This window comes from Clostridium sp. LS3, assembly GCF_055330225.1.
On record NZ_CM143921.1, the window covers coordinates 3,620,207 to 3,632,500 of the forward strand.

At 30.9% G+C, this 12,294-nt stretch carries 8 protein-coding genes, 1 tRNA gene and 1 rRNA gene (1 of these 10 running past the window's edge); 1 reads left to right on the plus strand and 9 read right to left on the minus strand.

The annotated features are described in order from the left end of the window. Nucleotides 1-16: 16 nt before the first annotated feature. A complete protein-coding gene (locus ACZJV1_RS17045; protein ID WP_463650874.1) occupies nt 17-970 on the minus strand; it encodes an NAD(P)/FAD-dependent oxidoreductase in 954 nt (317 codons plus the stop codon). 222 nt (nt 971-1,192) lie between these two features. Here ACZJV1_RS17045 and ACZJV1_RS17050 point away from each other — a divergent pair, with 222 nt between their 5' ends. After that, nucleotides 1,193-3,052, plus strand: coding sequence for an LTA synthase family protein (locus ACZJV1_RS17050; RefSeq protein WP_463650875.1), 1,860 nt, complete (start codon nt 1,193-1,195; stop codon nt 3,050-3,052). 115 nt (nt 3,053-3,167) lie between these two features. On the opposite strand, the gene ACZJV1_RS17055 is transcribed toward ACZJV1_RS17050, so the two are convergent. The 8 genes from ACZJV1_RS17055 to ACZJV1_RS17090 form a co-directional block, all read right to left on the minus strand. Then, complete coding sequence (locus ACZJV1_RS17055) at nt 3,168-4,511, minus strand: TldD/PmbA family protein (RefSeq protein WP_463650876.1); 1,344 nt, start codon at nt 4,509-4,511, stop codon at nt 3,168-3,170. An 11-nt stretch (nt 4,512-4,522) separates the two neighbouring features. Further along, nucleotides 4,523-5,902: a TldD/PmbA family protein gene (locus tag ACZJV1_RS17060; RefSeq protein ID WP_463650877.1), complete on the minus strand. Its 1,380-nt coding sequence runs from the start codon at nt 5,900-5,902 to the stop codon at nt 4,523-4,525. 1 nt (nt 5,903) lies between these two features. Continuing rightward, nucleotides 5,904-7,376, minus strand: a complete 1,473-nt coding sequence (locus ACZJV1_RS17065) for a hypothetical protein (RefSeq protein ID WP_460289406.1) — start codon at nt 7,374-7,376, stop codon at nt 5,904-5,906. 1 nt (nt 7,377) lies between these two features. Next, nucleotides 7,378-8,766 carry a sensor histidine kinase gene (locus ACZJV1_RS17070; protein ID WP_460289407.1) on the minus strand — a complete coding sequence of 463 codons (1,389 nt, stop codon included), beginning with the start codon at nt 8,764-8,766 and terminating at the stop codon, nt 7,378-7,380. A gap of 2 nt (nt 8,767-8,768) precedes the next feature. Beyond that, on the minus strand, nt 8,769-9,443 hold the full coding sequence (locus ACZJV1_RS17075) for a response regulator transcription factor (RefSeq protein ID WP_411169049.1): 675 nt from the start codon (nt 9,441-9,443) through the stop codon (nt 8,769-8,771). A gap of 90 nt (nt 9,444-9,533) precedes the next feature. Next, nucleotides 9,534-10,523: a polysaccharide deacetylase family protein gene (locus ACZJV1_RS17080; protein WP_463650878.1), complete on the minus strand. Its 990-nt coding sequence runs from the start codon at nt 10,521-10,523 to the stop codon at nt 9,534-9,536. 194 nt (nt 10,524-10,717) lie between these two features. After that, a tRNA-Asn gene (locus ACZJV1_RS17085) sits at nt 10,718-10,792 on the minus strand. 59 nt (nt 10,793-10,851) lie between these two features. Continuing rightward, nucleotides 10,852-12,294, minus strand: a 23S ribosomal RNA gene (locus ACZJV1_RS17090); it runs 1,463 nt beyond the window's last position.

Sequence of the window (12,294 nt, forward strand, 5' to 3'; positions counted from 1 at the left end):
TCATTCCCCTTATCCTTTAATACATATATTTTTTTATATACTCTGATACTATTTTTCCAACTTCATAACCATTTTCTCCACTATTTAATATACCTTTATCTCCAGTTAAAAGTGTACCACATGCAAAAATTCCGTTTATAGAGGTTTCATAATTTTTAACTAATGGTATATTATTTTCCTCTAATAATATATTTGTTTTTCTCATAAAAGATATTTCGGGATAATATCCAACTGTTAATATTAAGGAATCACAACCTATATTTTTTATACTTCCGTCTTCTAAATTTTCTATGTCTATACTTTCTATTCTTTCATTGCCATAAAGTTCAAGAACATTACAGTTTTTTATTATATCTATATTAAAACCTTCTATAAATTTAATCCCATTTTCATCTAAAAATCCATTCCTAGAATCATCTACAATAGCATTTACTCTAGCTCCCTCTATTAATAGCCTTCTTGCTATAATTAATGACCAGTTGTTATTTCCTATTATAACAATTTCTTTTCCTGGTAAAAATCCTTGTAAATTTATAAGCCTATGTGCTGAAGCTAATGTAAATATACCTGTATATTTATGAACTGGTATATTTATATTTCCAGTAAATCTTTCTCTTCGCCCAGAAGCAAGTATTATAGAGCTTGCTTTTATCTCCTGTATTCCATCTTGCGGATTAACATAGGAAACAACCTTGTTTTTTGTTACTTCTAGTACTTCTGTATTTACCTTATATACACCACCTAAAGCCTTATATTCTTTAATAAGCTTGCTACTTAACTCCGGTCCTGTAACATCTTTTTCTAAGTAATACCTTCCAAAGCCCATATGTATAAATAAGTTTAAATTTCCACCTAAATCATTTTCTCTTTCTAAAATTAAAACTTTCTTAATTCCATTTCTTAGAGCAGAAACTCCAGCTGAAAGTCCTGATGCTCCCCCTCCAATTATAGTTAAATCATATTGAAGCATATATAACCTCCATATCAATGTTAAATAAAAACATATAATTATTATAACATAATGTTCTTAAGTTATAATATATTTTGTAAAATTATCTCTGTTATTGAAATTAGTTTTTATATTGGTTAAAAAATTAATATTAATGTAATTTGCTTTATGAAAATTACTATAATATAATTTAAGTATTGTAAACATAAATAGCATAGCATTATATATAAACGAGGTGATAAATTGAACAATTTTTTTGTTAAAATAAAAAACTATTTTTATAGTACTCTTAGCTTTGATACCATTATAAGAGCCATACTATTTTTAATTCCCCTTACAGCTATTATTTTTAAGGGTATCTTGTTCCAGGGATTTGTAGTCAATCAAGATCCTTATACTTTAGATATTACTCTTGGATATAATTCAGCAAAGCCATTTATTAATTATTATTATTCCTTTGCTTTAATTTTTCTTAGTTTCTCACTACTATTTAAAGGTAAAGGACGAGTTATATATCTATTTATTATAGATTTAATAATAACTTTGCTAATACTATTAGATTTAGGGTATTTTAGAGGCTTCTTAACAATGCCTTCAGCCTTATTACTAACTCAAACAGCAAATTTAGATAATATGGGTGGTACCATATCTTCAATGTTTAGCAATAAGGATTTCTTATTAGTTATTGATTTTATAGTGCTTGGAATATTTGTGTTCTTTACTAGAAAATCTTATACAAAAGTTAAAAGGAGAGCCCCTATTACTTTTATAGTTATACTACTATCAAGTATTTTATATATAGGATACGTTCCTTTTAATCTATATGTACTTAAAAATGAAGATGTTAAAAATGGATATATATTTTCAAATTATGATCCGACTAATACTGCAAGATACTTTTCATCTATAGGTTACCACATATTTGATGTAGTTAATGTTTATAAGGATTCTAAGCCGTATGAACTAACTAAAAATGAAAAAGCTCAGATAGATGAATTCTTTAATCAAAAAGAAAATTTACCTGATAATCAATATAAGGGGATATTTAAAGACAAAAATCTTTTAGTTATACAAGTTGAATCCTTAGAAAGCTTTATAATAGGAAAAGAAACAAATGGTCAAAAAATAACTCCTGTTATGGATGAACTAATTAAAACAGGATTGTACTTCCCTAATGTATATGAGCAAGTTAATGAAGGTACAAGCTCCGATTCAGATTTAATGATTAATACTTCTATGTTCCCATTAAGAAGAGGAAGTACTTTCTTTAGATATCCTTCAACTAAGTACAACTCATTACCTCTTTTATTAGAGGAAGATGGTTATGAAACTATAGCAATCCATCCTGATAAGGGCTCTTTCTGGAACTATGTAAATGGATTAACAGGTATTGGATTTAAACATTTTGTTGATTACTATTCATTTAATATAGACGAAGAAATCGGTCTTGGTTTATCTGATGAAAGCTACTTTAGACAAGTTACTCCAATGCTAAAAAATCTAAAGGATCCATTTTATGCATTTACAGTTACATTAACTAGCCATGGACCTTTTGACTTACCTAAAGAAAAAAGAGTTCTAAACTTAGATCCAGAGCTTGATCAAAACGAACTTGGTGGATATTTTGAAAGTGTTAAGTACACAGATACTCAAATTGGTAAATTCTTAGAGCTTCTAGATAAAGAAGGTTTACTAGATAATACAGTTGTTGTTATTGAAGGCGATCATACTGGTGTTCATAAATACTATAACAATTCAATAGATAAGCTTACTAATAAAGAAGATTGGTATTCAGATAATGGAAATCCTACTATACCTTTTATAATTTGGTCAAAGGATATTAAAGAACCAAAGACTTTTGAAACTATAGGTGGACAAGTTGATATTATGCCTACTTTACTATACCTAATGGGCGTACCAAATGATAAATATATAAATACTGCTTTGGGTAGAAATCTATTAAATACTAATAAGTCCTTTGCAGTGCTTACTAACCAAAGTGTTATAGGTGAAGATTTAACTGATGAAGAAAAAGAAATGTATACAAATATAGTTGAATTATCAGATAAAATGATAAGAAGCAACTATTTAGAAAATAAATAATTAAAATTATATATAACAAAAGCGAAGGATAATACCTTCGCTTTTGTTATATATTAAAAAGCTCTTATATATTTTCTAAAACTTCTACTTCTAGTTATTACTTCTTATTTTCTTATTACTTTCCCGCTACTGATAATTCACTAATTTTAACAGATGGGCTTCCTATACTACTCATAGGGAACTTTAGGTCATTTCCTACTTCTTCTATGTCCTTTAAAAGATTAAAGAAGTTTCCTGCTACTGTAATTTGTTCTACTGGACAATCTTTTTTACCATCCTTTATATAAAACCCCTTTGCAGCTAGTGAGAAATCTCCTGTTATTGAATTTGCTCCTGAGTGCAATCCTGCAAAGTCCGTTATTATTAAACCTTCTCCTACTTCTTTTAATAATTCATCAAAGGATTTTTCTCCATTCTTTAAGTATAAATTAGTTGGAGATACTCCTACTGGAGATCCATATGAATTTTTAAATCCATTACCTGTAGACTTTGTATTACCTTTGTTAGCTGTCTTTAAATTATGCAAAAGAGTAATAAGCTTTCCTTCATGTATTATATCCTTTTTCTTTGTTGAAACCCCTTCATCATCAAATGGAACTGATGCTAATCCATCTTCTAAGTGAGGATCATCTAATAAAGTTACTTTTTTACTTGCTATTATCTCTCCTTCTTTCCCTTTTAATAAGCTTAAACCTTTTTGAGCTGCATCTCCACTGAACACCCCTGCAAATGTAGATAATAATGAAACCATTGCTTCATTATTTATAATTACTTTATATTTTCCTGAAGGGACTGATTTACCTCCAACTTTTGATAATGCTTCATTAACTCCATCATCAGCTAATTTTTTTGAGTTTACTTCATCTAAAGATTTAGCTGTAATATACCCTATTCCATCATGCATATTCTCTCCATCTTTTATTATCGGAACTACATAAGCGCTTAATAAATTAGACTTATTCTCTAAATTTAACCCTTTAGAATTAATTATTCCATACTTTGCTTTGTTATATCCTATTCCACATCCTCCAAAGCTAACTACTCTATCGTCTAATTTTTTTGCTTCTCTTTCCATACTTAGTGCTAAATCTATTAATTTATCTGCTGGAAGGTTTTCTAAAGCCTTATAATAGGTGTTGACCTCTTTATACTCTTTATCTCCTTCATAAATAAATTGTATATCTTCATTTTCAATAGCTAATGCGCTTTCTTTAGCATTTTTAACAAGCATTTTTATTGCGTCTTCATCTAGTATTTCTGTATATGAATATCCTATTTTTTCATTTATTTTTCCTCTAAAAGATAATCCATATGAGGTAGTTAAATTGTATTTTTCCACTTCTTCATTATATACATTTATACTTAAGCTTTCTCTATCTACATAATAAACTTCGTATTCATTGAAGCCAGAGTTTTTAGCTTCTTCAAATAATTTATTTATAAATACTTTTAATTCCACATCTACTCCCCCTATCTTCCACCTACTGTAATTTCTTTTACTCTAATCATAGGTTGACCTACATTAGTTGGGATACTTCCTGAAATTGATCCGCACATACCTTGACCTTGTTCTAAATTCTTGCCTACCATATCTATATTCATTAATACTTCGCTACCTTTACCAATTAAACTTGCACCTCTAACTGGCTCTTGTATTTCACCATTTTTTACAATATATCCTTCAGATACTGCAAAGTTAAACTCTCCTGTCACTGGGTTTACTGAACCTCCACCCATTTTCTTTGCATATAAACCATCTGATATTGATTTAATTATTTCAGCTTCGTTATCAGTTCCTGCTGCTATATATGTGTTTGTCATTCTTGAAGTAGGAGCAAACTTATAATTTTGTCTTCTTGAACTTCCTGTTGCCTCCATCCCCATTCTTCTTCCATTTAATTTATCAATTAAATATCCTTTTAATATACCATTTTCTATTAACACATTTTTTCTAGTTTTATTTCCTTCATCGTCTATATTTAATGACCCCCATGCATTAGGTATAGTTCCATCATCAATTGCAGTCACCTTTGTTGATGCTATTTGTTTACCAAGCATATCTGTAAATACTGAGTTTCCTTTTGCAACAGCTGTTGCCTCTAAAGAATGTCCACAAGCCTCGTGGAATATTACACCACCAAATCCATTATCTATTGCTACAGGCATTTTACCTGCTGGGCAATTCTTAGCATGTAACATTGTATAAGCAACTCTAGATGCTTCTTTACCATAATACTCTGGATCTATATCATTAAATAACTCAAATCCTTTATGTGCACCTGGTCCTTCAAAACCAGTTTGATTTTCTCCATTTAATGATGCTACTGAGCTTATTGAAAGTCTTGTTCTAACTCTTCTATCCTCTGTATATAAACCTTCTGTATTAGCTATTAATACATTTTGTTCTTTATCTAAATACCCCACTGATACTTGCTTTATTTCATCATGATATTCCTTTGCTGCTTTGTATCCAATTTTCATAACTTCTATCTTTTTTTGCGCACTTATTGAAGAAGGAATATATATAATTGGATTATTATTATATATAGTTTTTTCATTAAGCACTACACTTATATCCTCTTTTAACTCTCCAAGAGCTAATGCTGCTTTTTGTGCTGTATCTAATAAAGCATCTAAACTAATATTATTAGTGTATGCATAAACACTTTTAAAACCTTTAAAAATTCTTATACCTATTCCATGAGTTCTTCCCGATATAGAATTTTCTACCTTTCCATTTAAAATACTTATAGAAGTATCTATTGTATCTTCTTCAAAAATTTCTGCAAAATCTCCACCTGTTATTAAACATCTAGCTAAAACACTAGACAATATATTTTTTGATAACATATTACTCCTCCTCCATGCCTATCTCTTTTCCATCTTTAAATGCCTTTGCCCATGAATCTACATAACTACCACTAGCCCACTCAGCCATTATTACTTCTTCATCTTCATTTAATTCTATACTTATTAATGGACTACCCTTTACATCTCGATCTTCCATTTCATATACCAATAATTTATTATTGGATAATATTACAGCTAACCTTCCAGTTGGAGATGTATAAGCATCCTTTATGAAAGGAAATTTCCATTTTAAATCCTTCCATGAAATTAATAGCGTATCATAATTTAATATTTTCTTACTTGGATTTAAAGATATTCTATAACTTATTCCATTATAATCTGTATTAATTGATGGAATATTTCCAACTAAGCTCCATTTCCCTTCAACTCTTTTTATAGTAAAATTACTGTAATTTATATCTTTATTTAAACTGTTTCTCTTCTCTTCTGACAAAGTATCGAGAGTTGAATTAAAATCTTTTTTATATTTTTCTTTAGCCTCAATTGAGTATATTTCTTCAATATTAAGTCCCTTCTTTGAATTTATATTATCTATAGGAATAGTCTGATATATAGGAAATATGTTTTGAAAATTATCTCCTTCATATTTTTCAATAGAAATATAATCATTTGAGATGAAGTTTATATTTTTATATACATCCTTAGGCTCACTTGCTTCTAGTTTTATTTCTTGCTTCCCTTCTAAAGGTGCAGCAGTAAAATATTCTATATGCTCAGCATTATTTTCAATTAAATTACTTTTAATACTCCATATTCCATTCATTCTTGGGAATATTATATTTTCCTTTTCTAAAACAGGTTGTAGCTTATCATTCTTAAATGATATCCACAATGTTTTATATTTTTCTTCTGTAAAGGTACCATTATCTAATTTTTTTCTAGGGGTCTTTAAAGCTATCATAACCCCTATATCGCTATTGTAATCTTCTTTTATTACCTCTGCCTCAACCATATTATTTTCATAATCTATATCTTTTGGGTTACTCTCCTTTTTGACTAATTTAAATAGTATTCCATCATAAAATATATATCCATTTTCATCATCTACTGAAATAAAGTCTCCTACAATTGTATTAGAATCTATTATTGATATTAAATCTAGTTTTGATTCTTCCTCTAATACATCTCCTAATTTTAAATTTAATTCATATGACAAAACATACGTCTCATCAACAACTTTTAATTTGTATTTTGGATTTGAATACACTTTATTAAGTATAGAAAATTTATTGTTTGTTATACTTATTAAAGAAGATTTTAAATTCATTATCTCTTCTTTATTTTCAATTTCATTATCTAGTATACTAATATCTTCTATACTCCATACTCCTTTTATTTTAAGATTATTATTATCAGGAGCTTTTATTGCCTGTGTATCTTTTCCACTTACTTTGCTACAACCTATACTCATAGTAAGTATTAGTATAACAAATATAAATAAAAATTTTTTCATACTATTGCTCCTTACTTATTGGAATAATAATTTCAATCTTTGTACCTATTCCTAATTTACTATATATATTAAATATACCTTTATGCAATTTTATTATCTCATCACAAATTGATAATCCTATGCCACTTTGAGATTTAGAATTCTTTCCTTTAAAAAATTTTTCTTTTACTCTAGGTAAGTCTTCATCAGATATTCCACAACCATTGTCTTCTATTATAAATTTTATTTTATCATTAATTTTTATCGTTGTAAAAATTATACTACCTTCTTCTTCAGTAAATTTAAATGAGTTATCTAACAAATTAATGAATACTTGTTTCAATCTATTACTATCTACACACATACAACCTTCAGCTTCTGTTACAAATTTTAAATTTATACCTTCTCTTTTTGCTCTAGGTTTTATAAAAGATTCTATATGATTCATGAACTCAATTATATTTATACTTTTTAAGTCTAACGTTATTTTTTCATTTATTAATCTAGAAAAATCTAATAAATCTTCTACCATTGAGGATAACCTATCCGTTTCTTTTTCTATTATTTCAAAACCTAACTTTAACGTTTCTTTATCAGTTTCATCATTATTTAGGGTTATGGTCCAACCTTTTATAGCTGTTAACGGTGTTCTTAATTCATGGGACACTGAAGATATAAATTCATTTTTTAATTGTTCTCTTTTTTCTATCTCATTTGCCATGAAGTTTAAAGTATTTGATAATTGTCCAATTTCATTTTCACTATTAAGATTACTTCTAATTCCTAAATTTCCACTCCCCATTTTTTCTGCAACTTTATTTAAATATTTAATTGGATTGATTATACTATTTGATAGTAATATACTTAATACTATTCCCAATATTAAAACAACGATTGATATAGCAAAAAATATAAGGATTATATTAGTTATTACCATATCTATAGCTTCTAATGAAGTTATAAATCTAATTACACCTATTATTTCTCCATCTATAATTAATGGATATGATACTGCCATAACTTTACTATCATAATAATCAACTTTTCCTATCCACCTAGCTGCTTCACCTTTAATAGCTTTAGTTATATCAGGTGTATTGATTAACTTACTATCATTAATTCCAATAGAATCCATTAATAAATTACCTTCTGAATCAAAAATTTCAACTTGGGCATTATTATCATTCCAAAAAGTATCAACATTATCATAAATAGTTTCAGCTAATGACTTTGAAGAAAAATACTTAGTATAAAAGTTTATAGATACTTGTATTCTATTTTTTAATAGATCTTCAGTATTATCATAATAATATTTTCGAATAAATATCATTAGTAAAATATTTAAAAACATAACAGTTGAAAAAATAATTATAAATATTCCTTTTAGTAACTCATTCTTTATACTCTTCATTCTTATGACTTCCACCTATATCCTATGCCCCATATAGTTTCTATATATCTAGGTTCTGAAGGATTTTCTTCTATTTTTGCCCTTAACCTTCTAATATTAACATCTATTATTTTTGCATCTCCAAAATAGTTTTTTCCCCAAACTAAATCTAATAGCTCATCTCTAGTGAAAGCTTTATTAGGATTCTCTAAAAATATCTTCATTAACAAATATTCTTTTGGAGTTACATCTACTTCTATATTGTCCTTTAAAACCTTCTGAGAATACATATCTATTAAAAATGCTCCTAATTGCAACTTTTCCTTTTTCTCATTTCCAAGCCTTCTCATCAATGCTTTTATTCTTAAAACAACCTCTAATGGATTAAAGGGTTTTACAATATAATCATCTGCCCCGTATTCTAATCCCATAATCTTATCCATATCTTGACCTTTTGCTGTTAGCATTATTATTCCAATGTCAGGAAAATCATTTCTTAATTTATTGCATACTTTAAAGCCATCTATTCCTGGTAACATAACATCTAAAACTGCAATTGCAGGCTTTTCTATAGCTGCAAGTTTCAGACCCTCTTCACCACTTTTAGCTTCAATTACATCTAAATTGTTTCTTTGTAAATTTATTTTTAAAAATCCTCTTATACTTTCTTCATCTTCTACTAGTAATATTTTACTCATCTTATTCCCCCTAAATATATAATATTATTAACTTTTTTAATGATTTATACTCTTATATATGCAAATAAGAGACGGATATCCGTCCCTTTTTTATTTCAAGGTTCTAAACTCAAATCCTTCTGATTTTAAATAATCTATAGCACTTTGTAAATAATGAACTGTTCCTTTTTTAGCATCAGTATCGTGCATTAATACAATTGCTACATCTTTATCCCCAACAGTTTCCTTTAATTTGTTCAATAGATGCTCCGTTGGAAAATCCTTACTTTCTGCATCTCCATTTAATGAATTCCAATCCGTTTGATAAATTCCTTTTTTAGTCAATACTTCATCCAATGCTGCTGTTCCGTTCCAGCTAGCATGTCCACCAGGCATTCTTATTAATCTTGTATTAAAATCTTTTCCCAATATTTCCTTCAATATTCTATCATTTTTTTCAAAGTCATTTATAAAAGCATCTACATTTACTGTTCTGTTAGGATAAAGTATAGAATAATCATGTGAATATCCATGACTTCCTATAGAATGCCCTTCCCTAGCAATCCTTTTTAATATATCTGCTGCTTGATTATTATGCTCAATTGAACTGCCTAATGTAAAAAATGTAGCCTTTACATTATTTGCTGCTAATATATCCAAAATTTTTTCAGTTGCATGTTTAGAAGGTCCATCATCAAAAGTAAGATACGCAATTTTTCTTCCATCTTCTCTATAAAAATTCCATTCATACATAGTTTTAGGGAGAACTACTGAAGCATCATCTGCATTTGGATCCTTATCTAGTGGCAGATAACCTGAATTATCTAAAGTATTTAAATCTTCACTTTCAACTTCCTCAGCATTAACTATATTATCTGTTTGTTCGTCAGAATGTTTAGTATTTTCAGAATCTATATCATTTTCTTCATTTTTCTTATCGTTAGAATTTTCAACATTGCTGCCTAAAGTCTCTGCCTTTATATAAAAAATATTTTCCTTTAGTTCATAAAAAATCAATGATAATGCAAATATAGATGCTATTAAGACAACTGTAAATATAATAAATCTTTTCTTTCTCATTACTCTACTTCTATTAGCCATAAAACCCACTCTTTCTCTTTTTTTAGATATTGCTTGTCCCATAATTTAATTATATATAATTTTTTTCTACAAGTCATTACAATTCGTTAACTAAAAGTTACAAAAAAGTTACATTTTTTCCAATTAACCACATCAAAAAAGAGTTTTATAACAATAGATTTAAATCTACTCTTATAAAACTCTTAAAATTAAAATGGCTCCGTGGAGAGGATTCGAACCTCCAACCTATCGGTTAACAGCCGAGTGCTCCACCATTGAGCTACCACGGAATAATTCAGAGTTTGTTCCCTGAAAATTGCACATGAATTAGAGCCAAAATCTTTAATTATTGGTCAAGCCCTCGACCTATTAGTATCAGTCAGCTAAATATGTTACCACACTTACACCTCTGACCTATCAACCTTGTGTTCTTCAAGGGGTCTTACTAGCTTATGCTATGGGAAATCTCATCTTGAGGGGGGCTTCACGCTTAGATGCTTTCAGCGTTTATCCCTTCCCGACTTAGCTACCCAGCCATGCTCTTGGCAGAACAACTGGTGCACCATAGGTCAGTCCATCCCGGTCCTCTCGTACTAAGGACAGCTCCTCTCAAATTTCCTACGCCCGCGACGGATAGGGACCGAACTGTCTCACGACGTTCTGAACCCAGCTCGCGTGCCGCTTTAATGGGCGAACAGCCCAACCCTTGGGACCTACTACAGCCCCAGGATGCGACGAGCCGACATCGAGGTGCCAAACCTCCCCGTCGATGTGGACTCTTGGGGGAGATCAGCCTGTTATCCCCGAGGTAGCTTTTATCCGTTGAGCGATGGCCCTCCCACGAGGTACCACCGGATCACTAAGCCCGACTTTCGTCCCTGCTCCACTTGTGGGTGTCGCAGTCAGGCTCCCTTCTGCCTTTGCACTCTTCGAACGATTTCCGACCGTTCTGAGGGAACCTTTGGGCGCCTCCGTTACTTTTTTGGAGGCGACCGCCCCAGTCAAACTGCCCACCTAACAATGTCCCGTCACCAGATTCATGGCGTCCGGTTAGAATCCCAATACTGTCAGGGTGGTATCCCAAGGATGACTCCACTAAGGCTGACGCCCTAGCTTCTCAGTCTCCCACCTATCCTGTACAGACAATATCGAAACTCAATGCTAAGCTACAGTAAAGCTCTACGGGGTCTTTCCGTCCAATCGCGGGTAGCGAGCATCTTCACTCGCACTACAACTTCGCCGGATTTGCAGTTGAGACAGTGCCCAAGTCATTACGCCATTCGTGCGGGTCAGAACTTACCTGACAAGGAATTTCGCTACCTTAGGACCGTTATAGTTACGGCCGCCGTTTACTGGGGCTTAAGTTCACACCTTCGCTTGCGCTAAGTGTTCCCCTTAACCTTCCAGCACCGGGCAGGCGTCAGCCCCTATACATCAGCTTACGCTTTAGCAGAGACCTGTGTTTTTGCTAAACAGTTGCTTGGGCCTATTCTCTGCGGCCTGCTCTCGCAGGCACCCCTTCTCGCGAACTTACGGGGTCAATTTGCCTAGTTCCTTAACTGCAATTCTTCCGATGGCCTTAGGATTCTCTCCTCATCTACCTGTGTCGGTTTGCGGTACGGGCACTACTTCTCTCTCTAGATGCTTTTCTTGGAAGCATGGAATCAGATACTTCGGCCAAATTGGCCTTCCCCATCACACCTCAGAATTGTTAAGACGGATTTTCCTGTCTTAACTCCCTAAATGCTTAGACTAGCATTTCCAATCGCTAGCACATCCTATCCTTCTCCGT

Bases quoted from the DNA above. Each gene is read 5' to 3' on its own strand.
- ACZJV1_RS17045 (WP_463650874.1), bottom strand. From the start codon at position 970: ATGCTTCAATATGATTTAACTATAATTGGAGGGGGAGCATCAGGACTT.
- ACZJV1_RS17060 (WP_463650877.1), bottom strand. From the start codon at position 5,902: ATGTTATCAAAAAATATATTGTCTAGTGTTTTAGCTAGATGTTTAATA.
- ACZJV1_RS17065 (WP_460289406.1), bottom strand. From the start codon at position 7,376: ATGAAAAAATTTTTATTTATATTTGTTATACTAATACTTACTATGAGT.
- ACZJV1_RS17070 (WP_460289407.1), bottom strand. From the start codon at position 8,766: ATGAAGAGTATAAAGAATGAGTTACTAAAAGGAATATTTATAATTATT.
- ACZJV1_RS17075 (WP_411169049.1), bottom strand. From the start codon at position 9,443: ATGAGTAAAATATTACTAGTAGAAGATGAAGAAAGTATAAGAGGATTT.
- ACZJV1_RS17080 (WP_463650878.1), bottom strand. From the start codon at position 10,523: ATGGCTAATAGAAGTAGAGTAATGAGAAAGAAAAGATTTATTATATTT.